At 42.5% G+C, this 22,298-nt stretch carries 17 protein-coding genes and 1 tRNA gene; 7 read left to right on the top strand and 11 right to left on the bottom strand.

Annotated features, from left to right (window positions below; translation table 11 throughout):
- From BACCELL_RS21190 to BACCELL_RS21200, 3 genes are all read right to left on the bottom strand, one after another.
- Positions 1-233: DUF3332 family protein (locus BACCELL_RS21190; RefSeq protein ID WP_044154282.1), on the bottom strand; the 233-nt coding region annotated here is incomplete at its 3' end.
- Between the two features lie 139 nt (positions 234-372).
- Entirely contained in the window at positions 373-807 is a 435-nt protein-coding gene (locus BACCELL_RS21195; RefSeq protein WP_007218479.1) for a DoxX family protein, read from the bottom strand.
- 47 nt (positions 808-854) lie between these two features.
- Positions 855-2,147, bottom strand: a complete 1,293-nt coding sequence (locus BACCELL_RS21200) for an NAD(P)/FAD-dependent oxidoreductase (RefSeq protein WP_044154172.1) — start codon at positions 2,145-2,147, stop codon at positions 855-857.
- 180 nt (positions 2,148-2,327) lie between these two features.
- Between BACCELL_RS21200 and BACCELL_RS21205 the strand changes: the two genes are divergently transcribed.
- Both BACCELL_RS21205 and BACCELL_RS21210 read left to right on the top strand, forming a co-directional pair.
- Positions 2,328-3,515 carry a BamA/TamA family outer membrane protein gene (locus BACCELL_RS21205; RefSeq protein WP_007214124.1) on the top strand — a complete coding sequence of 396 codons (1,188 nt, stop codon included), beginning with the start codon at positions 2,328-2,330 and terminating at the stop codon, positions 3,513-3,515.
- Positions 3,502-5,208, top strand: a complete 1,707-nt coding sequence (locus BACCELL_RS21210) for a phosphoethanolamine transferase family protein (RefSeq protein ID WP_007214125.1) — start codon at positions 3,502-3,504, stop codon at positions 5,206-5,208. The genes BACCELL_RS21205 and BACCELL_RS21210 overlap by 14 nt, the downstream gene beginning before the upstream one ends.
- Positions 5,209-5,214: 6 nt before the next feature.
- Here the strand turns inward: BACCELL_RS21210 and BACCELL_RS21215 are convergent, their stop codons facing one another.
- From BACCELL_RS21215 to BACCELL_RS21230, 4 genes are all read right to left on the bottom strand, one after another.
- Positions 5,215-6,438: an MFS transporter gene (locus BACCELL_RS21215; RefSeq protein ID WP_044154283.1), complete on the bottom strand. Its 1,224-nt coding sequence runs from the start codon at positions 6,436-6,438 to the stop codon at positions 5,215-5,217.
- A gap of 160 nt (positions 6,439-6,598) precedes the next feature.
- Positions 6,599-6,671: transfer RNA gene (locus tag BACCELL_RS21220), tRNA-Lys, on the bottom strand.
- Positions 6,672-6,762: 91 nt separating this feature from the next.
- Complete coding sequence (locus BACCELL_RS21225) at positions 6,763-7,566, bottom strand: MBL fold metallo-hydrolase (RefSeq protein WP_007214127.1); 804 nt, start codon at positions 7,564-7,566, stop codon at positions 6,763-6,765.
- 76 nt (positions 7,567-7,642) lie between these two features.
- Entirely contained in the window at positions 7,643-9,031 is a 1,389-nt protein-coding gene (locus tag BACCELL_RS21230; protein WP_007214128.1) for an MFS transporter, read from the bottom strand.
- A gap of 159 nt (positions 9,032-9,190) precedes the next feature.
- On the opposite strand from BACCELL_RS21230, the gene BACCELL_RS21235 reads away from it, so the two are divergent.
- The gene (locus BACCELL_RS21235) at positions 9,191-9,604 is read left to right on the top strand and encodes a BT0820 family HAD-type phosphatase (protein ID WP_007214129.1); all 414 of its coding nucleotides are present in this window, start codon (positions 9,191-9,193) and stop codon (positions 9,602-9,604) included.
- 94 nt (positions 9,605-9,698) lie between these two features.
- On the opposite strand, the gene BACCELL_RS21240 is transcribed toward BACCELL_RS21235, so the two are convergent.
- From BACCELL_RS21240 to uxaC, 3 genes are all read right to left on the bottom strand, one after another.
- Positions 9,699-12,035, bottom strand: a complete 2,337-nt coding sequence (locus BACCELL_RS21240; RefSeq protein ID WP_007214130.1) for a GumC family protein — start codon at positions 12,033-12,035, stop codon at positions 9,699-9,701.
- Positions 12,036-12,070: 35 nt separating this feature from the next.
- Positions 12,071-12,862 carry a polysaccharide biosynthesis/export family protein gene (locus tag BACCELL_RS21245; RefSeq protein WP_044154174.1) on the bottom strand — a complete coding sequence of 264 codons (792 nt, stop codon included), beginning with the start codon at positions 12,860-12,862 and terminating at the stop codon, positions 12,071-12,073.
- A 606-nt stretch (positions 12,863-13,468) separates the two neighbouring features.
- Positions 13,469-14,875, bottom strand: a complete 1,407-nt coding sequence (gene uxaC, locus BACCELL_RS21250) for a glucuronate isomerase (protein ID WP_007214134.1) — start codon at positions 14,873-14,875, stop codon at positions 13,469-13,471.
- A gap of 237 nt (positions 14,876-15,112) precedes the next feature.
- Between uxaC and BACCELL_RS21255 the strand changes: the two genes are divergently transcribed.
- From BACCELL_RS21255 to BACCELL_RS21265, 3 genes are all read left to right on the top strand, one after another.
- A complete protein-coding gene (locus BACCELL_RS21255) occupies positions 15,113-16,174 on the top strand; it encodes a LacI family DNA-binding transcriptional regulator (RefSeq protein WP_007214135.1) in 1,062 nt (353 codons plus the stop codon).
- Positions 16,175-16,213: 39 nt separating this feature from the next.
- The gene (locus BACCELL_RS21260) at positions 16,214-17,653 is read left to right on the top strand and encodes a tagaturonate reductase (protein WP_007214136.1); all 1,440 of its coding nucleotides are present in this window, start codon (positions 16,214-16,216) and stop codon (positions 17,651-17,653) included.
- Between the two features lie 344 nt (positions 17,654-17,997).
- Entirely contained in the window at positions 17,998-19,605 is a 1,608-nt protein-coding gene (locus tag BACCELL_RS21265) for a hypothetical protein (RefSeq protein WP_007214137.1), read from the top strand.
- Between the two features lie 146 nt (positions 19,606-19,751).
- On the opposite strand, the gene BACCELL_RS21270 is transcribed toward BACCELL_RS21265, so the two are convergent.
- Complete coding sequence (locus BACCELL_RS21270) at positions 19,752-20,366, bottom strand: HU family DNA-binding protein (RefSeq protein WP_007214138.1); 615 nt, start codon at positions 20,364-20,366, stop codon at positions 19,752-19,754.
- Positions 20,367-20,765: 399 nt separating this feature from the next.
- Between BACCELL_RS21270 and BACCELL_RS21275 the strand changes: the two genes are divergently transcribed.
- A partial coding sequence (locus BACCELL_RS21275; RefSeq protein WP_007214140.1) for a BT4734/BF3469 family protein occupies positions 20,766-22,298 on the top strand: 1,533 nt, incomplete at its 3' end.

A 22,298-nucleotide genomic window follows, 5' to 3' on the forward strand; every position in this document is an offset into this window, starting at 1 on the left:
CCGCTCCAGAATTCAATGGAGTTGATTACCAACGCATCTGCCAGATAGCAAACAGGATATACGGGGATAATGTTGCAAGCCAGATAAACAAGCTCATTAACAAACTTTGTACCGATACTTTGGTTCCAATTTACCAATTTACTGTGCAGGCCGAAAGAACCGATACAAGAACTGAAAAGAAATGCGCCACAAATCATCACGGTTGCAGCCAAATTCAAATTACTCTTTTTCATAATTACTTTCTTTTGTTTTACTGAGTTTATTGATTTAACTCTTTGCTCTTTTTCTTCGGGCAAATATAAGTGCTTTTTGTGAAAAATACACTTAAATAAGAGACAAAAACAATTTTTCAGTTAAACAGCCCCGGTAAAATTAAGGCTTTTTGGGAGTCAAAGCCTTACCCAGCCAGTGGTCTACGGCAAACTTTCCAGGACCGATAATATACATCAGTACGTATACCACCAGATATATGAAAGCCAGTTCTTTGACCGCAAACGGATCGTTTCCGTGAATAACAAAGAATGCCATCCCCATTGTAAATATCATCGGTAGCATAGCCAGACGGTAAAGGAAACCAATGATAAATGCCATAGAACAAGCCAATTCACCGAATATGGCTAATCCCAGGGAAAGAGGACTGCCCACACCCAGCGGATCGGGAAATACAGCGGATAACTCCTGATAATTGGACCACTTCTCGATACCATGGTTCATTAGTAACACACCAAATATAATTCTCACTATTAATAATATAGCAGACGTTGCTGCTCCATCCGGTTTAGACGGGAATAAAAATTTGTAAAGCATAGTCGTTCGTTTAAACATTTATATTTAATATAACGAAAAATAAGGCATTATGGTTTATCTCTACGCAAAGGTTTTATAATTACCCGCAAAGAAGGATCGTATGTAAAGTAACTCCACATCCAGTCTACAAAGATAAACAGACGGTTCTTTACACCGACAATACTCATTAAGTGGATGAATAGCCATACTGCCCACGCGGGGAAACCACCGAAACGAAGGTTTTTCAGTTCCACCACTGCGTGATTGCGTCCTATGGTAGCCATGGAACCTTTGTTGTGATAAACAAAAGGTTGCATTTCAAGCCCCCGTTCCTTTCTATCCAGATTCTGGATCAGATTACGGGCTTGCTGAATGGCTGGTTGAACTACTTGTGGATGTCCCTTCGGGTATTCCTTGGAAATCATCAGTGCAGTATCACCGATGGCAAAAATATTGTTATAACCCTGAACACAGTTGTAGAGATCAACAAGGAGGCGGTTACCGGGACCATAGGCTTCCTTTGCAAGTCCCTCTATGCTGTTGGCGCGTACACCTGCAACCCAAAAGACATTCATCGCTTCCAAGGTACTGTTATCACTCAGTGTCATTATTCCATTTTCATAATTCGTAACCTGCACACTGGTTATGATCTCCACGTCACGTTTTAATAAGTAATTTGCCACTTCTTCCGAAGATTTTTCAGAGAAAGCGGAAAGCAGGCGGGGAGCACCATCCACAAGGACAATGCGCATCAGGTTCATATCAAGATCGGGATAGTCTTGCGGAAGCACAAATTTTTTCATTTCTGCCAATGCACCGGAAAGTTCTATACCCGTAGCGCCACCACCTACGATGACAAATGTCATGAGACGTTTTCTTTTCTCCAGATTGCTGGTATTCTGTGCTTTTTCAAAACTTTCCAGTATCTGGTTGCGATTAAACAAAGCTTCTGCAGTGTTCTTCAGGGCCATTGTCCGTTGAGATAGCCCATCATTACCAAAATAGTTGGTACGACATCCGGTAGAGACAACCAGATAATCGTATGAAAGAGCTCCGATGGAAGTCTCCAGAATATTATCTTCGGGAATTACCCGTTGTGCCTCACAAATACGTATATGGAAATGTTTTCTCTTTTTAAATATCTTGCGGTAAGGAAAAGAAATTGCACTCGGTTCAATACCGGCGGTTGCTACCTGATAGAGTAGGGGTTGGAAAATATGATGATTATTCTTGTCCAATAACACTATCTGGAATTTATCACTTCTCAATTTTCGTGCCAACTTCAATCCACCGAAGCCACCACCCACAATCACAAGTCGTTTTCGTCCCTCTTTATCGGGAATATCCATTTTTGTTTTCATAATGAAGTTCGTTATTCGTTCTAAAAGAATAACGTTAAAACGGGAATAAAGTTCTGAAATTCTTATTTCTTCCCCCTTTTTTCTTAATGGAAGAAGTTTGAACAAAACACTTCACAAAATTGTTGTTATATGGTTAAAATAAAACTAAATTTGCCGACGTAGTTTTCTACAGGTGTAATCATGGACGCTAAACTAACGAGATGGATATTACCGGTGCTGTTATTGATAATAGCCACCGATATATGGGCACAAGGCCCCACAGGAACAGATGTTTCAGTCGAATCTTCTGTATCTGTAACTGACACTTTACCACAAAAGAAAAGTTTCTTCAAGAAATTCCTGGACTATTTTAATGATGCCAATAAAGAGAAAAAAAATAAGAAGTTTGACTTCAGCGTTATCGGAGGGCCTCATTATTCCAGTGACACCAAGCTCGGTATCGGCCTGGTAGCCGCCGGATTATATCGTACAGACCTGAATGACACCATCCTTCCGCCATCTAATGTATCTTTATATGGTGATGTATCTACGGTAGGTTTCTATTTGTTGGGGGTACGTGGAAATCATCTCTTTCCACAAGACAAATACCGTCTGAATTACAATCTTTATTTCTATTCGTTCCCCAGCTTGTATTGGGGAAAAGGATATGAAAACGGTTCTAATGACGATAATGAAAGTGATTACGACCGCTTCCAGGCACAAGTAAAGGTAGACTTCATGACTCGTATAGCGCAGAACTTCTATATCGGTCCGATGGCTGTCTTTGATTATGTCTACGGCCACGATTTTGAAAAGCCCGAACTGTGGGAAGGAATGAAAGCACGGACTACCAATATAAGCCTCGGATTCTCATTACTCTATGATTCACGGGATTTCCTCACAAATGCCTATAGTGGCTATTACCTGAGAATAGACCAACGATTCAGCCCCGCATTCCTCGGTAATAAATATGCTTTCAGCAGCACAGAGCTGACTACCAGCTATTATCATCCTGTATGGAAAGGGGGAGTATTGGCTGGGCAATTCCATACATTGCTGAATTACGGTAATCCGCCTTGGGGACTGATGGCAACATTGGGAAGTTCTTATTCCATGCGTGGCTATTACGAAGGGCGTTACCGTGATAAATGTGCCATGGATGTACAGATAGAACTTCGTCAGCACGTCTGGAGGCGAAATGGCGTAGCTGTATGGGCAGGAGCGGGAACCGTATTTCCTAAATTCTCCGGCTTCGAAGTTAAACATATCCTCCCTAATTATGGTTTTGGTTATCGGTGGGAGTTCAAAAAGAGAGTAAACGTAAGGTTAGATTTAGGGTTTGGAAAAGGCCAGACCGGATTTATATTCAACATCAATGAAGCTTTTTAAAAACATAAAGAAATGGTTGGAAAATCAGGAGCATTTGTTCTATCTGTTCCTGTTGATCATGATAGTACCCAATATCATCCTCTGTTTTACAGAGCCGATGCCTGTGGTGGCAAAAGTGTGCAATGTACTGTTGCCATTTGCTTTCTATTATCTATTAATGACTTTGTCGAGAAACTGTGGAAAGATGTTCTGGATCCTTTTCCTATTCATCTTCTTCGGAGCTTTCCAGATAGTACTGCTTTATCTCTTCGGACAGTCCATTATTGCTGTGGATATGTTTCTGAACCTGGTAACCACTAATTCGAGTGAAGCTATGGAGTTGCTGGATAATCTTGTTCCGGCATTAGTGAGTGTGATTATCCTTTATATACCGGCATTGATTCTGGCTGCAATCTCCATTATAAAGAAACGGAAATTATCTCCGGAATTTATCCGTCGGGAACGGAAAAAAGCATGGATTGCCTTGCTCATCGGTTTTATTTCACTGGGCGCCGCTTATGGACTGGATAAACGTTACGAGCTGAAATCGGATTTGTATCCGGCCAACGTGTGTTACAATGTAGCACTCGCATTCCAGCGTAATGCCCAAACAAGGACGTATCACCGCACATCAGAGAACTTTACCTTTAACGCCCAGCCTTCCCATCCGGAAGACAGGCGCGAAATTTATATTATGGTAGTGGGCGAGACATCCCGTGCCCTGAACTGGAGTCTTTACGACTATGATCGGGATACGAACCCTGAACTTTCTAAAATAGAAGGAGTGACCTCTTTCTGCCATGTTCTGACGGAATCGAATACTACGCACAAGAGTGTACCAATGCTGCTTTCTCCCGTTTCTGCACAGAATTTCGATTCCATTTATTATCGGAAAAGCATCATTACCGCTTTCAAAGAAGCCGGTTTCCAGACAGCTTTTTTCTCAAACCAGCGGTATAACCATTCTTTCATCGACTTCTTCGGAATGGAAGCGGATACTTATGATTTTATCAAGGAAGATTCTCAGGATTCGCAATATAACCCTTCAGATGACGACCTGTTAATGTTGGTAGAAAAAGAACTTGAGAAAGGAAATCGGAAACAGTTTATTGTATTGCATACCTATGGATCTCACTTCAATTACCGGGAACGTTATCCGGAAGCTGCTGCTTTCTTCTTGCCGGATTTCCCCGTAGATGCAGAAGTGAAATACAAAGATAACCTGATGAATGCCTATGACAATTCCATTCGGTATACGGATAATTTCCTGGCACGTATCATCCACCTATTGGAGGAGCAGCAAGTAGATGCCAGTATGCTTTACACGTCCGATCATGGGGAAGATATCTTCGACGATGGTCGACACCTTTTTCTTCATGCATCCCCCGTTCCGTCCTATTATCAGCTACACGTACCTTTCCTGCTGTGGACATCCGACAGTTATAGGGAAGAGTATCCCGGGATAGAGAAAGCTGCTTCGATGAACCGGCAGAAAAATATATCTTCCAGTATTTCTTTTTTCCAGACCATGATGGAACTGGCCGGAATAGAAACTCCGTATCGCAATGACAGTCTATCTGTCACCAGCCCTCTCTATACAGAGAAATCGAGGGTTTATCTGAATGATCATAATGAACCGCATCCACTGGATGATATAGGAATGAGAAAAGAAGACTTTGAGATGCTGAAAAAAAGAGGTATAGACGCGCAATAATACTATTTACTTTTTCTTCCTGATCTCCTCTTTCTCCAAATTTCTAACAGAAGGAATACACATCATCAGAATTGCAGTCAGTACAATGGCAAAACCACAGTATATAAATATGTTGCCTATTCCCAAGGAGTCGGCTACAAAGCTTGTGACAAGCAAACCGATAATAGAAGGGAACAAACTTATACTGTCGAAAAGCGAGAATACACGTCCCAGATAAATCGGTTTGAACTGCGTCTGCAATAGAGCGGTAAAGGGACCGGATAAAAATGGCACGATAAGCCCTTGTACCACCGTCAGTATGGCAAAAAAGACATACCCATTGCCGGGCAACATACCACATATAGCCAATGCCAGACCAAGTACCGCATAGGAGAACGCAATCATCAGTATCTTCCTGATCTTAGGATTCCAAATCCCCAGTAAAGCCCCTCCGGCCAACATACCCGCCCCGAAAAGTGTTTCTATCAAACTAATCTGATAAGCTGTTCCGGAGAAAGTATGCAGAGTCATCAGCGGCATCAGGGCGACTATCGGCAACACAAAGAAAGTAATCAGGATTTCTGTAACCATCACCCAACTAACTCCTCGGTTGCGCATAATCACATGAAAACCGTCGCGCATATCGTTCAAGACACTCTTAGCTGAGATATTTTCCTTCTTCGGATTCGGAATGTAAACAAACAGTAGGGAAGTGCAGGCAATGATTGCACCTGCCACATCCAATAACATGACTATACTCATATCGAATGCCAGAAGCAGAACCGCTCCCAACGCAGGGCCACCGATATTACAAATAGACTGGATAGCCTGATTAATTCCCGCAATACGGGTCAGTTCTTTTTCCGGAGCCAGCAATGGAATGGATGATTTCATTGCCGGTGAATGGAACGAACCACCAATGGAACGAAGTGCCAATAATATATAAATGTGCCACAATTCCACAATATCCAGGTAAAATAACAAGGCGATGATACCGGAACAAAGTGCAACGAAACTATCTGCACCTATCATAGTCCATTTCCGGTTCCAGCGATCCACGTATACGCCTGCAAATGCCCCTAACAAGGCTTGCGGCAACAAGGCGGCAATCATGGCAAAGGACAAAACTTCTGCAGAACCCGTTTTGAGACTAATCCATAAGACGATAGAGAACTGAGCGATGGAACTACTTAATATAGAAAATAGTTGCCCGCTCCATATTATGATAAATTTTTTCTTCCAATTATTCATGATGAGAGTGAAACTATATAATGAAAAACAGATAAATGCCTCCTGTTGTTGCATCTACATACGGGAGATTTTCAAGATTCTTTTAGTCTAGTAGCAAAGTCATATCCAATGACGATAAAAAAGGTTCTGAAACTCAATTGTTTTCAGAACCTTATCTTCGTACACCCTCAGGGACTCGAACCCTGGACCCATTGATTAAGAGTCAATTGCTCTACCAGCTGAGCTAAGAGTGCATCGTTTTTCTTATTTGCGGGTGCAAAAGTAGTCCTTTTATTTTATTCATCCAAGCAAAATAAAATCTTTTTTCGATGAAAGCGGCTTTTTTTAATCAAACTCGTACAAGTCGGAAGGAGTGCTACGCTTTAAAGCGCAGAGTTGCACATCTTTACCTACCAATATACCTTTACTCTTTAATTTCCATTCCACCGTCTTGTAAGCAAGCTCCGGATGATTATTGTCTTTGCTCAAATGACAAAGCCAGATATATTTCAGATCTTCCGTGATATTTTCAGCCAGGAACTCGGCAGTTGCAATATTGCTCATGTGTCCCGTACGGCTGGTGATGCGCTCCTTTAAATACTGCGGATATGTACCCATACGCAACATTTCATCATCATAGTTAGCTTCCAGTATCAGGTAGTTCGCTTTACGGATAAACTTGGCAGCAGTAGGGGTGATTTCACCAAGGTCGGTAAGAAACGAAAATACTTTTCCGTCGATTTCAATGCAATAACCCACATTGTCCGTACCGTCGTGGGGAACTTCGAAAGACTCAATGTGGAAATCTTCCAGTACCATCGGTTCTTCTTTCTCCAGGTAATGAACAGAAGAGTGGAGCTTCTCCGTCATGCAATAACTTTTGTTGATTCCTTCGTGGATACGTGCAGTAGTGTAGACAGGGATGTGCAGTTTCTCACCCAGTCCGCCTACAGCTTTGATATGGTCTGCGTGGTCGTGTGTAACGAATACCGCGCGTATCGTCTCCATGCCGACACCCACCTCCTTCAATGATTTCTTAATAGTACGTACCGCTATACCAGCGTCAATAAGTATTCCGTATTTTTCAGTGCCTATATAATAGCAGTTGCCACTACTTCCGCTCGCAAGGCTTATAAATTTTACTTTCATTATGTTCTCCTCAATTTAGAAAAAGCCGCCACTTTTATGGCAAAGTGACGGCAAATATACATAAAAAATGAGATATTCAGACCTTGGCTTTCTTCTTTTTGTCGATGGATTGGGTGATTTTGGCAAATACTAACAGTGCCAGTGCAGATATCAGACCGATAGCGGCGAAATAGTACCAGATATAATGCGCATTGGTGCTGGCAGCCTCCCATGCTTCACGAGTCTCAAAGAGGACGGGATCGGGACAGTATTTTGTCAACAATACTCCCGCGATACCAAAACCGAAGATGGAAGAGAGGAAGGAATGGAGATGGCTAAATCCAAGATACATACCTTCTTCACCCTTAGGCGCTTGCAGGGAGAAGTACTCCAGATAACGCGGTGAAATGAAACATTCTGCCAAAGCCTGTATCACAATACCGGCTATCATCATTAATGTGATATTGCTCATTCCGCTTATCACGTCATTTCCAAGCAGGTTACCACATGCCATCAGCAGAGCCGAGAATGGGATAAGGAACATACCGATATTCATAGAAGTAATAGCTGACCGTTTCGCCATCAAACGCGTCACGAAACTAACGCAGCAAACCACTACAAATGGGTTTACATTGGCTATCCAACCCGGCTTGGCAGTTTCACCCGCCATACGGATTACATATTTAGGCATCGTAGCGTATAACTGTTGCTGCACCATCCAGAATCCCGTTATAATCAGGATAAGAATCAGCAGACGCCAGTTTGTTATGATGCGCAGGAAGCCCTGACCGATTTCACGCATACTTTTTCCTTCGCCTGCCGTATGGGTAGATTTATAGAGCAGAACAACGGAAAGCAATGCCAATATGGTCATCGTAGCAGAGAAATAATTGATATAGATATACGCCTGCTCTCCAATAACATTCCGCAACGGGTCAATCACTGTTTTTCCGGTAAATGCACCAATATTCACCATCATATAAAAGATGGAATAACCGCGTGCGCGGTTTGCTTCCGTAGTTTCTTTTGCCACTGAAGCCGAAATAATGGATTTGATAAACGATCCGCCCACCATGATAACAAACAGCACAGGAACGATCATCCAGCGGCTATCGCTATCCGGCAGTCCGGTGAAACGGGTTGCTTTGCCATATTCCACCAAACCGGCAGCTTCCAGCAGGGTAGGGAGAATTCCTAAACCCAGATATCCGACAGACAGCAGCGAAAAAGCAACAATCATGGATTTCCGGAAACCTATCTTATCGGCATAAGCACCCGTGAAGATAGGCAAAAGATAAAGACCACCGGAAAATAAACCGGAAATCATACTCGCTTCAAGGTCGTTGAAGCCTAAAATAGAAGAAAGATAAATGGTGAGAACGATAAAAACGGCATAATACGCCATACGTTCGAACAGTTCGACCGTGTTGCTTACCCAAAAGGCTTTAGTGAACCCTTTAGATACATTTTTGGGTGATTGAGTCATCCTAATATTATGTTGTTAGTGAAAAATTAAGCGCAAAAATACATTTTTATGAAATTATATGCAAATTTCTTTCATATTTGCCTATTGTAAAAGGGAGAGAACGCTTTGTTTTTTCAATAAGATTCGTATCTTTGTTCTGTAATTTTTCAGCATAAAACTATGACAATAGCAGTTGATTTCGACGGAACTATAGTAGAACATCGCTATCCCCGTATCGGTAGAGAAATTCCTTTTGCAACAGACACTTTAAAACTGTTGCAGCAAGATCAGCACAGGCTTATTTTGTGGAGTGTGCGCGAAGGTGAACTTCTGGAAGAAGCCGTTGCCTGGTGCAAAGAAAGAGGAGTGGAATTCTATGCTGTCAATCGTGATTATCCCGAAGAGAAGCAGCAGGACTGTGGATTCTCCCGTAAACTGAAAGTAGACCTTTTCATTGATGACCGTAATCTGGGCGGATTGCCCGATTGGGGACTTATCTATCAGATGATTAAAGAACGTAAAACCTTCCGGGATATCTATACGCAAGGCAATATCCCTGCGGAACAGAATAAAAAGAAGAAGTGGTGGTTTTAGAAAATACCGTCCAGACTTTACCTAACTTATGAAAGTCCGGAGCAGTATCTTCATTGAGAAGAAAAAAAAGTGAGATGAAAAAAATGAGTGTATATTACTTATGCTTTTTATGAGTATCTCTGTAACCATAACTATATCCGTAGCCATATCCGTAACCATATTTCTTTTCCGCCAGATTACCACCATTCACTACTAAAGATATTTGGTTTAGTTGCCCTGATCGTTGTATCTCGACAATTTCAGACAACACATTCTTGTGCGTATAATTCATGCGGCACACATAGAGTGTGAAATCAGTCACTTTACTCAAGCTCAATGTATCACTAATCAATCCCACCGGAGCCGAGTCCACAATGATATAATCAAACTGTTCACGGAAATACGCGAATGCCTCTTTCAATCGGGCTCTTTCCAACAGTTCTGCCGGATTAGGAGGGATAGGTCCGGCAGGTGCGACGAATAATTGCTCATGTACTCCTGACGGGAAGATTATATCTTCCGGTTTTATCTCATTGTCCGAAAGGTAACTGGTCATACCTACATGACTCTTTATTCTGAAATACTCCGCCAGTCTGGGACGGCGGATATCCAGACCCACTACCAGTACCCGGCATCCCAGAAAAGCAAAGGTCAGAGCCAGGTTGATGCTGATGAAACTCTTTCCTTCTCCGCTAATGGTGGAGGTCATCAGGATACATTTTTTGTCACCGTCTTCAGTAAGAAAACGCAGATTGCTTCTCATGCGGCGAAAAGATTCTTCCATGATGCCGTTTTGTCCTTCTTCAACACCACCACCTTCTTTGGTATACGGAATGATTCCCATTACAGGAATTTGTGTACTCTCTACTTCTGCTACCGACATTATTTTAGTGCGGAAAATGCCTCCGAACAAAATCACTCCTGCCGTCATTGCACATGCCAGAAACAGACTTCCGGCATAGATCATCATACTTCGCGGAGCTATCGGTCTGTCAGCAGATAGGGGAGCATCAATCACTCTTGCTTTGTTCATTGTGGCTGCCAAAGAAATAGCTGCCTGTTCACGCCGTTCAAGCAACATCAGATATAGGTTTGCCTTAATTTGCTGTTGACGGTCTATGTTATTGAACTCCCTTTCCTGCTTCGGCATATTTCCGATACGGGAGTTGAAATAATCGGTTTTACGCAGAATATCAGTGCGTGCTATGCTCAGTCCGTCTTTCACACCGACCACAGAACTTACTACATTTCTTCTCAATGCATCAATGCGAATATCCTGATTTACCACCGTCGGATTATCTGCTTTCATGGTGTTCATCAGCCGTTCACGTTCCAGCAGTTCCTTGTTATATTCGTTAATCAGTTGCACCAGTTCCGTATCGGCAATCCCCGTATTCACCGGTAATAGCGAAAAACGGTGTTTATCATCCGACAAATAGTTATAAATATAGTTAGTCATATTTAGTTGCATCTCCACATCCAGCAACTTCTTTTCGTACTCATTGTTTGTATTCAGATCCAGAGTCATGTTGGTTTTCAAATCGCTCAGACGTTCTTTTTGTTTGTATTGCTCCAGATGCTTTTCTACAAATCCCAGTTCGTTGCTGATACTGTCCAAACGTTCTTCCAAAAAGATGAGTGTATTTCCTGTCACCTTATTCTTATCATCCATTGCATCCCGGTTGTAGACTTCAATCAACTTAACAAGAAAAGCTTCCGCACGATCCTTATCCGTATCCTTGAAGGTCAGACTGATGATAGAAGTTTTCTTTGAGGTAGTGGTGACCACCAGCTGACCGGAATAATCGTTTACGGCATCAATAGGACGGCAAATACTTATCTTTATGGCCTCGGAAAACTGATGTCCGGGCAGTAATCTTAGAGTGCATCGTCCGGCAGGAGTTTCTATAAAAGCGGGGAAACCTGTGAAAGTCTCCGTTACACAAATATCGTCCAAGGCGCTGCTCACGGTATAATGTTCACCTGTTTTCTCTACTTGTATCAGCAATGTCCCACTCAATGTATCCATGGATGCTTTATCCATAGAAGCAATGATGGGAGGTGTAGTGGTTTCATTATAGAAAAGTCCATCTTTCACCTTGTACTTCGTATGCAGATTCAGCTCATTAATCACTTGCAGCAGGATAGAGCGTGAACGCAATATCTCCATTTCATCTTCAATCTGCGTATTTGCAGAGGTGAGGGAAGAAGGAGCGACTTTCTGAAATAGCTCATCAATGGCCTTATTGCTTCCTTCCGAATCCTTGATGACAACAGAAGCCGTCGCCTGATAGATGGGAGTAGCTACATGTACATAAATGTATGCTCCGGCAAGTGCTACCACAGCAGCCAGCAGAAACCACCGCCAGTGTGCTAACAATTTGTAGAATAGTTCAATCAGGTCTATTTCTTGTTCCTGCATTTGATTAGTGTCTGTTTGATTGGTGTTCATATATATAGATTGTGTTAGTTAGTGAATTATACTTTTTATCGTAAAATATTGACCATTAACCCTGCCAGGGATATAAGTATAGAGGTTATGGAAATCAGAAGATTGGTGGAAGAACCAATGTTGGCACTCTGTTTCTTTGCCTTGTTCGGCTCCACGTAGACGATGTCGTTTTGCCGTAGATAGAAGTCGGGGGAATAAATGATGTTTTCATCATTCAGGTTGATGGTGATAAGTTTTTGTTTACCGTCTACGGTGCGGATGATACGTACATTATCCCGCTTCCCGTATATGGTCAGATCACCCGCCATTGCTACAGCTTCAAAGACATTCACCTGTTCGTTATTTACGGTATAGACTCCCGGGCGGCTTACTTCTCCAATTACGGAAATCTTATAGTTTACCAACCGGACAGTCACGATGGGACGCTCTTTCAAGTAGCGTTCCAATTTCCCCACAATCAGTTCAGAAGTTTCCTGAGTAGTCATTCCACCTACTTTCAAGGTGCCGAGTACAGGGAAAACGATCTCGCCCTGATTGTTCACCAGATAGTTTTGCAAGGTAGGTTGTGAAACTAAATTAGTGGAATTGATTCCTGTTTGCGAAGCAGGTACCACTAAATTGAAAGGCAAGGCGGCTTCCGGTTCAGAACAACTGACGGAGATGGTAAGCAAATCTTTAGGCATGATGCGGGCATCATATTCTATAAGAGTGTCCCGGAATCCCTCATTCAGCTTTTGCAAATAGGATACTTGCCTGCTTGATGAACAGGAAGAACAGAGCAGGCACAGAAAAGTTGCCGCACATAAGACAGATATAGTATTTCTCATCGTGTATATCCGGTGCCGAAAGTCCCCATACGACACCTATAAATAAAATGAAAGCGTGGGAACTGCTGCCATTATCTGTCAAGAGGTATCGCCAAACACCCGGATATAGATAATAAAGACAACAGCCCACGCTCTACTATACATTTGGATATACAGCGAGCATGAGCGTTTTGTTGCCTATTATTCTTATACCCATTTGAAATTTGGCGATTTCCTTGACAAGAATAATATGGTAAACGCTTCTAACTATTTAATATGCAACCTTTTAGGAGTATATCAGAATATTCCTAAAGATGTCGCAAAGTTAATGAATAATTTATAAAAGCCAATAACATAGAGAAAATTTCTCTTTCATATATATAATATCTCATGCAAGGTTAAAGGATATACCCGATTATTATTAAAAAATAGTATTACTTACATGCACATGTTAGTGCTATTGATATGTACATGTTGATGATACTAACATCCGGGTGTTGATAGTGCCAACATGTGCATGTAAGTAACATCATTCTTTAAAGAAGCGTTGTATATATATAAAAGAAAAGGAGCGCATCAATATAACTTTGATGCACTCCTTGCTATGAGTAAAAAGTAATTCTTCTTTTAGAACTTGAAGAAATTCTTAGCGTTATAATAGCTGATATCTTCAATCATCTGGTTCACGCGGTCCATTTCAGAAGCCGGAATTTCACCATTTTCAATATCACGGCCAACAAGATTACATAATGTACGGCGGAAATATTCATGACGCGGATAGGAGAGGAATGAACGAGAGTCCGTCAACATACCTACGAAACGGCTCAGCAGACCCAGTACGGAAAGAGCATTCATCTGTTTCTCCATACCGTCCTTCTGATCAAGGAACCACCAGCCGGAACCAAACTGTATCTTACCCGGAATCGTGCCATCCTGGAAGTTGCCCAACATAGTAGCAATAACTTCATTAGCGCACGGATTGAGGTTATAAAGAATAGTCTTCGTCAACTTGCCTTTGGAATTCAAGCGGTCGAGGAATTTAGACATTGCCTTAGCAGTAGTAAATTCACCGATAGAATCGAAACCAGTATCAGCACCGAGCAACTTGAACATCTTACTGTTATTGTTACGGATAGCGCCATAGTGGAATTGTTGTGTCCAGCCTTTTTCCCAGTCCATTTCACCGAAGATAACCAGCATAGCTGATTTGAATTTCAGGATTTCTTCCTTGGTCAGTTCTGCTCCACCATATACCTTATTAAATATAGCTTTGATTTCAGCATCTGTATAGTCTTCTGCGTAGAATTCTTCAATACCGTGGTCAGACAATTTACAGCCTTGTTCAGCAAAGAAGTCATGACGCGTGCGCAGGGCAGCTATCATATCATCGAAATTAGAAATAGCAACACCGCTTACTTCAGCCAGTTTCTCAACGTATGCACGGAAGTCAGCAGGAACTTCTACAGCCATTGCCTTGTCAGGACGCCATGTCGGCAACATCTTGATTTCAAAACCACTTTCGCGTGTTTGAATATGATATTCCAGAGAGTCAATAGGATCATCCGTAGTACAAACAGCTTCCACATGATAACGGCGCATCATACCACGAGCAGAGTATTCCGGTTGAGCCAGCTTCTCATTACACTCGTCATAAATCTCACGGGCAGTCTTCGGGCTCAGGATCTTATCGATACCGAACGCTGTCTTCAATTCCAGATGTGTCCAGTGATACAAAGGATTACGGAAAGTATAAGGAACGGTTTCAGCCCACTTTTCAAATTTTTCCCAGTCGGAAGTATCCTTGCCTGTGCAGAAACGTTCGTCTACACCATTGGTACGCATAGCACGCCATTTGTAATGGTCGCCGCCCAACCAGATTTCAGTCAATGACTTAAACTGATAGTCGTCTGCTACCATTTTAGGGATTAAGTGACAGTGATAATCGATAATCGGCATCTTGGCCGCATGTTCATGATACAACTTCTGTGCGGTTTCTGTCTGCAACAGGAAGTTTTCATCCATAAATTTTTTCATTCTACTGTGTTTTAAGTATATAAAAATATTACTTTCTCTTTTCTATACCTATATAGTATTGATTGTAAAGCTAATAGGCAAGATATTGGTTTTTGCTTTTATTAACCGTTATCGAACACAAAAGTAGAAAATTTACTTGGAGAAACAAAATAATTCGTATCTTTGCCGCAAATATTTATAATATTTAAGTTTTAGACATTGAACCTTTAGTGCCTTAAAACGAATGAGACAAAGAATATGGAAAACAAGAACTACACCATTAAAGACATTGCCCGCATGGCGGGTGTTTCTGCCGGAACTGTGGACCGCGTGTTGCACAATCGAGGAGATGTTTCTGCTGCCAGCAGGGAGAAGGTTCAAAAAGTGCTTGATGAGATAGACTATCATCCTAATATGTTTGCCATTGGTCTGGCAGCCAAGAAGCGCTACCGTGTTCTGTGTATTATACCTTATTATGTGGAACATGACTATTGGCATTCCGTTGCAGAAGGTATCAACCGTGCCGCACAAGAGTTGCGTCCTTTTAATGTAAGCGTGGACTTTTTGTGCTACCATCATGCCGACCGGCTTTCTTATGAAAAAGCCTGCGCGAAGCTCCGCAAAGAAATAGTGGATGCCGTATTGATCGCCCCCAATTTCCGTGAAGAGACAATGTCACTGACATCTTATCTGGAAGGGAAAAAGATACCTTACGCATTTGTCGACTTTAATATAGAAGATACCCATGCACTCTGCTACATCGGCCAAGACTCCCAAACAAGCGGGTATATGGCTGCTAAAATCCTGATGCGCAAGTACAAGGAAGGACAGGAGCTGATACTATTTCTTAATAATAAAAAGAATAGTCCGGCAGAAATACAGATGCAACGACGCATGGACGGTTTCATGAATTTTATTGCACAGGAACATGAGAATCTGGTGGTTCATGATGTAGTACTGAATAAAGAAGATGATGAAGCCAACCGCCGGACATTGGAAGATTTCTTTGCCGCACATCCCAAGGCAGTATTAGGAGCCGTTTTTAACTCACGTGTCTACCAGGTGGCAGGATATCTACAGGAAACAGGACACCATTTGGAAGGACTGGTTGGATACGACCTTCTGCCAAAGAACGTGGAGTACCTGAAATCCGGCGAAGTAAATTATCTCATCGGACAACGACCGGGACTGCAAGGATACTGTGGCGTAAAAGCTCTGTGCGATCATGTCGTATTCAAACGTCCAGTGACCGGTGTAAAGTATATGCCTATCGACATCCTGATGAAAGAAAACATCAATTTCTATTTTGAATTTGAATAAACATCATAATATCAATCACTTTAAAAACGATTTTTAAGCATGAAAGCATTAAACAAACAGACCGCTCCCAAGGCTCAGCGCCCGGAACGTATCATTCAATTCGGTGAAGGAAACTTCTTACGTGCATTTATCGACTGGATTATTTATAACATGAACGAAAAAACTGACTTCAATAGCAGTGTTGTAGTAGTTCAACCCATCGACAAAGGTATGGTAGACATGCTGAATGCACAGGATGATCTTTATCACGTAAACCTGCAAGGATTGGATAAAGGAGAAACTGTCAATAGCCTGACAATGATCGACGTTATCAGCCGTGCACTGAATCCTTACACTCAGAACAATGAATTCATGAAGTTGGCTGAGCAACCGGAAATGCGTTTCGTAATCTCCAACACTACGGAAGCCGGTATCGCTTTCGATCCCTCCTGCAAACTGACTGACGCTCCGGCTTCTTCTTATCCGGGCAAACTGACTCAACTACTGTATCATCGCTTCAAGACATTCAACGGTGATAAGAGCAAAGGTCTGATTATTTTCCCATGCGAACTTATCTTCCTGAACGGTCACAAACTGAAAGAAACCATCTACCAATATATCGAATTATGGCAATTGGGGGATGAATTCAAGACTTGGTTTGAAGAAGCATGTGGTGTGTACGCTACGCTTGTTGACCGTATTGTTCCGGGATTCCCGCGCAAGGATATTGCAGCAATCAAGGAAAAATTGCAGTATGATGATAATTTGGTGGTACAGGCTGAAATCTTCCACCTCTGGGTCATCGAAGCCCCGCAGGAGATTGCCAAAGAATTCCCTGCTGACAAGGCTGGTTTGAATGTATTGTTCGTTCCTTCTGAAGCACCGTATCATGAAAGAAAAGTAACGTTGCTGAATGGCCCTCACACTGTTCTTTCTCCGGTAGCTTACTTGTCGGGCGTAAACATTGTGCGTGATGCTTGTCAACATCCGGTTATTGGTCAGTACATCAACAAGGTAATGTTCGATGAGTTGATGGAAACATTGAACTTGCCGAAAGATGAGTTGAAGAAGTTTGCGGAAGATGTATTGGAGCGTTTCAACAACCCGTTTGTTGACCATGCCGTTACCAGCATTATGCTGAACTCTTTCCCGAAATATGAAACTCGTGACCTGCCTGGCTTGAAGACTTATCTGCAACGCAAAGGTGAATTGCCTAAGGGACTGGTTCTCGGTTTGGCCGCTATTATTACTTATTATAAAGGCGGTGTTCGTGAAGACGGTGCTGAGATCACCCCGAACGATGCTCCGGAAATCATGCAATTACTGAAAGACCTGTGGGCAACAGGCGATACCCAGAAAGTAACCGAAGGTGTACTTGCTGCAACTTCTATCTGGGGCGAAGATTTGAATAATATCCCGGGACTTACCGCTGCTGTGAAAGCTGATCTGGATTCTATCCAAGAAAAAGGTATGCTGGAAACAGTAAAGGGAATTCTTTAATTAATCTACAAGTATCACAAAGGAGATAGGGCGGGGCGGAGGCTTCGCCCTATTTTTTTCTATTATCCCTTTGCTTTCCATAAAAAAAAGATTTTCTTTGCAATAAATAACATTTTCAAGCTCACGAGGTATGGTTACAAGCTACAAGTAGCTGCGCTATATTCCGAAAGACACTTGTAGCTTGTAGCTGATTCATAACTGAAAAGAAAGATATTAATTCCCCCAAGAGGTTATAACGATAAATAGAATAGACTAAGTAATAAGCAAGAAATAACTTATACTATCTCAATTCCCAGGAGGAGGAGAATTGAGATAGTACAGACTAATTAATAACGAGTACTTATATGAAAGAAGAATTAAAAAGAAGAGAGTATTGTAAGACGACTTCTTTAACGAAAAGTCTTATTGCTTTTGTAGTATGCCTGGTATTGTTTTGTTTTTTTCTTTTCTGGAGTCCTTCACGAGAACTGGCAAAAAAAGATGTGAAGATTGTGTTGAAGGAAGACTGTAATAAATGGATATATGTATGGTCTGGTGAGAGTGGAAAACTTGAAGAAACCAACGAAACATTAAAAGCCGGTACAAGCCTGAAAGGCATTGCCGAAGATGGACGTTGGACATGGATTGTGGAAGATGAAAACGGCAACCGCTTTGGCGTGCCCAAATTGGCTGTCGAAGGTGAAGTAAAGGAGCTGCGAGCTATGAATCCCGATTTCCGCTATGTTTATCGAGCCGATTCATTGACCGGTTTCTCATTAGAACGTATATGCAAAGAAGCCGGAGACTATTTGATGGCCGATGTATCGACACGCAGTTATTATTTTCCGCAAGTTGTGCTGGCCAAAGGGGAAGGAAGAACGAAAGGAGTGTTACTCACGGTAGATGAACAGGGACTTGTGATACATACAGAACGTACCTCGGAGTTAAAATATAACTTATACACGAGTGCACCCTTCTTTTATTATATAATTAGTTGGAATCTTGTCACGAACTTCCAGCCCTTTACGGTAGACGCTAATAGTCAGCCGCTGCACCACAAATCCTTAAGCAGTAAATTCGGTTCGTGGTTTAAGGGGATTTTCTCCTCCATTTTCTGGTTTCTCATGAAGCTGATACTGTTCTTATTGATATTGGGCGGATTGACGCTGATAGTGTATGGAGCCGCAAGTCTCCTGTTTGTTGCACTGGGGCGCATGCCGGGAGTGAAAAATTCGTTTATCGCCAAACTGGAATATGTATACATGATCCCTTGGATGTATATCTTGTTGCTTTCCTGTCTCTACTTATTCAATTCTCTTTGGATAATTCTTTTGCCGGGAGGCGTATTGCTACTGATATGGATGTGCGCTGCTGTAGAAAAACTCTCCATTCGTGACGCCCGTTGCCCGTCATGCGCGGCACTTAATAAATTAAATGTAGTTGAAATCACTTATTTGACAGGTGTGGACGTGGAGCCTGTATGGGGGACAAGTTGGATAAAGAATACACTTGTTGATGTGGAAAAAGCACGTAGACGGGAACATCACTTGGTGGAAACCGATACAGAGTGTGCCGTTTGTCATCACCACACACATACGGATAGTGAGACTGATTCGGTGAATGACTGGAAGCCTCTCAAAGAGTTTGCATGCCCTAAGTGCGGACAGCATGCTTTAAAAGCTACTTCGCTGGTAAAAGATTCAAATGTGAAACGCCATGAGTATACTTCACGGAAAGAAGGGAAAATCAAGGACAAAGGCTTTGATTTTGTAGAATGGGAAACTCGCTATGAAAGCAAGGACATAGTGTCAAGCCACGAGTATTGGACAGGTACTATTACTTATCATCAGGAAACGAACTGCGGACACTGTGATTATCATTATGAAATAGATCACACAGAAAAAGTAGATGAAAGTCCTACCAAAACCAGTACCGTGGAGGAAGTACGCAAATGGAAACGCGTTGATAATTAACAACGTTTTTTAGACGTTGTTTCCTACATCCTACACCCATGATTATACTCCATTGAATATCAGGCAAATATATGGTGTATAAAAGGGTGTAGGCAGATGTATAAAATTCTCTTCCTACACCCCGAAATTCATAAAAAACACGTTTTTTATTCTGTAACCTCCTTATTATCAGCCCGTACATACACTTTGTGCGAACCTTGCCCCACTGTATTCAAATACCCCTTTTCTACAAGCAAATTGAGGTCATTCAATGCTTTATTCTTCAAAAGTCCTGTAATTCCGCTATAATCATGACGAGTAATGAAAGGATGTGTCTCCAAAAAAGCCAGCAAACGGCGATAACGCTCCGCACCGCTAAGTTCCGCGCTTTTTCGGAAACCATATTTGGCACGTTCTACATAGCCCGCACAGCGTTTCCGGAAATCGGGAGACACACGCAGGTGTACTTTGCCAAAGAAAATAGTTTGCGAATGAATCTCTTTGGGATCCATTACCGGACGGGCTTGCAAGCTTGCCGAAAAATATCCGATATCACCTAACTGTACATGATGTCCTTCGGACAGGTAATAGGAAATACGGTCCTCAAGCAAAGCCACCACGCCCTTCACATCACCGGGAGTGAAGCTGGACATATCGGCTATATCCTGAACCAAGCGCTCCATTTCAATAGTACCCTTATTTACGATACGTGGGTACAAAGGTTGTAATTCGCCGTCACCCTTCGGGTTCGGGCGTCTCCGAAAATCATATTCTGCTGCCATAATGCTATGTTATTAAGTTACTAAATCATCATTTGCCCCTTTCCTTTTCCTCTTTTGCATTAAGGAAAATATCAGTAAGCTATAGGCAAAACTTTGTTTTCCAATTGTGGGCTGTGCATCCTGCAATTATAGGATGCACAGCCCACAGCCGAGAACTGTCCGTCCCGCAATTGCGGGACGAAGTTTTGCTACTGACAAAGATACAAAAACAATAAGGGAAAGTCAAGTTTTCTATCAACTATATTTCAATTTTTATGATTGCTTTATGATGAACAAAAAAGGGGTGTTACCGCTTAACAAAAGCCTTGATTTATTTGTTTCAAACGCATTTTATACCTACCTTGCAGTCTCTTAGGAAAAGGTTCTTAAGAATAAATTATTTTTTAAATAAACACACAAATGAAAATAACCCTTGTCAGAGAAGAAAAAGAGAGTGGGAGAGAAGCCGTCAGCACCTGCGAGGCAGATGTATTATTGGAACGGATAAAGACAGAAACTAAAGCAGCACACGTCACCGCACTACGGACCATGCTACTATATACCACCCCTGATGCTCGTGGTCACTACGAGCACATTAATAAATTGCCACGCATTTATCCGGCTGTAGAATATGGAAGAAGCCGCGATGGAGGCAGAAAGCTGAAGCGCTACAACGGCATAGTAATGCTCGAAGTAAATGGCCTGGCCGGATTGTCAGAAGTAGAACTAGTGAAAGAGCAGGCAAGATTATTACCGCAAACTTGGGCAGCTATTACCGGAAGCAGCGGACGGAGCGTAAAGATATGGGTGAAATTCGTGCTTCCCGACGGAAACCTCCCTGTAAAAGAGGAGAATATCACTCTCTTTCATGCCTGCGCTTATCGTATGGCTGTGCAGTGCTATCAACCCATACTGTCGTTTCCCATAACCTTGAAAGAGCCTAACCCCGCACAAAGCTGCCGTATGACACTGGACACTGATCCTTATTTCAATCCTGACGCCATAGCTTTCTGCCAGGAGCAGCCGTTCAGCATGCCCGGTGAACAGACTTTCCACCAACGGAAATTGACGGAAAAGAATCCGTTGCTGAGACTGAAACCCGGATTTGAGACATCAGAAACCTTCACCATACTGTTTGAAACAACCCTCGGCAAGGCATTGGATGAAATGCAGAACTGGAAGCGGGGAGATACCTTGCATCCGCTGCTGGTGTGCCTGGCCGAAAATTGCTTCAAAGCAGGGATACCGGAAGAAGAAACCGTACGTCAGGTTATGATACACTATTACAGACAAGCAGACGAACAGGATGTCAGGATAACCATCCACAATCTGTATCGTGAATGCAAAGGATTCGGTAAGAAGTCAGCCCTGACACCAGAACAAAAAATCTCACTGCAATTGGAGGAATTCATGGGACGTAGATATGAATTCCGTTTTAATACCGTCAGCAATGATCTGGAATTTCGTCAAAAGGACTCCATTCACTTCTACTTCCAGCCTGTTGACCAACGGGCACGGAACAGCATATCAATGGATGCCCTGCAAGAAGGCATCAAAGTGTGGGACCGGGATGTAAACCGCTATCTGGCGTCCAACCGTGTGCCACTATACAATCCGGTAGAAGATTATCTGTGCAGCGTAGGGCGTTGGGACGGTAAAGATCGTATTCATGCGCTTGCCGACCTCGTGCCTTGCAATAATCCACACTGGCGTCAACTCTTCTACCGTTGGTTTCTGAACATGGTGGCTCACTGGCGGGGGCTCAACAAACAGTATGCCAACAGCACATCGCCTCTTTTAGTCGGTGCTCAAGGTTTTCGAAAATCAACCTATTGCCGGATCATTCTTCCGCCCGAACTTCGTTTCGGCTATACGGACAGCCTGGATTTCAGAAATAAGCGGGATGCCGAAATGTATCTGGGGCGTTTTATGCTGATCAACATTGATGAGTTT

It is taken from the genome of Bacteroides cellulosilyticus DSM 14838 (assembly GCF_000158035.1).
Taxonomy (GTDB): domain Bacteria; phylum Bacteroidota; class Bacteroidia; order Bacteroidales; family Bacteroidaceae; genus Bacteroides; species Bacteroides cellulosilyticus.

Coding starts and splice junctions, on each gene's coding strand:
- BACCELL_RS21200 (WP_044154172.1), bottom strand. CDS start 2,147: ATGAAAACAAAAATGGATATTCCCGATAAAGAGGGACGAAAACGACTT.
- BACCELL_RS21215 (WP_044154283.1), bottom strand. CDS start 6,438: ATGAATAATTGGAAGAAAAAATTTATCATAATATGGAGCGGGCAACTA.
- BACCELL_RS21245 (WP_044154174.1), bottom strand. CDS start 12,862: ATGAGAAATACTATATCTGTCTTATGTGCGGCAACTTTTCTGTGCCTG.
- BACCELL_RS21260 (WP_007214136.1), top strand. CDS start 16,214: ATGAAAGCATTAAACAAACAGACCGCTCCCAAGGCTCAGCGCCCGGAA.
- BACCELL_RS21225 (WP_007214127.1), bottom strand. CDS start 7,566: ATGAAAGTAAAATTTATAAGCCTTGCGAGCGGAAGTAGTGGCAACTGC.
- BACCELL_RS21265 (WP_007214137.1), top strand. CDS start 17,998: ATGAAAGAAGAATTAAAAAGAAGAGAGTATTGTAAGACGACTTCTTTA.
- BACCELL_RS21235 (WP_007214129.1), top strand. CDS start 9,191: ATGACAATAGCAGTTGATTTCGACGGAACTATAGTAGAACATCGCTAT.
- BACCELL_RS21240 (WP_007214130.1), bottom strand. CDS start 12,035: ATGAACACCAATCAAACAGACACTAATCAAATGCAGGAACAAGAAATA.
- BACCELL_RS21205 (WP_007214124.1), top strand. CDS start 2,328: ATGGACGCTAAACTAACGAGATGGATATTACCGGTGCTGTTATTGATA.
- uxaC (WP_007214134.1), bottom strand. CDS start 14,875: ATGAAAAAATTTATGGATGAAAACTTCCTGTTGCAGACAGAAACCGCA.
- BACCELL_RS21195 (WP_007218479.1), bottom strand. CDS start 807: ATGCTTTACAAATTTTTATTCCCGTCTAAACCGGATGGAGCAGCAACG.
- BACCELL_RS21210 (WP_007214125.1), top strand. CDS start 3,502: ATGAAGCTTTTTAAAAACATAAAGAAATGGTTGGAAAATCAGGAGCAT.
- BACCELL_RS21255 (WP_007214135.1), top strand. CDS start 15,113: ATGGAAAACAAGAACTACACCATTAAAGACATTGCCCGCATGGCGGGT.
- BACCELL_RS21230 (WP_007214128.1), bottom strand. CDS start 9,031: ATGACTCAATCACCCAAAAATGTATCTAAAGGGTTCACTAAAGCCTTT.
- BACCELL_RS21270 (WP_007214138.1), bottom strand. CDS start 20,366: ATGGCAGCAGAATATGATTTTCGGAGACGCCCGAACCCGAAGGGTGAC.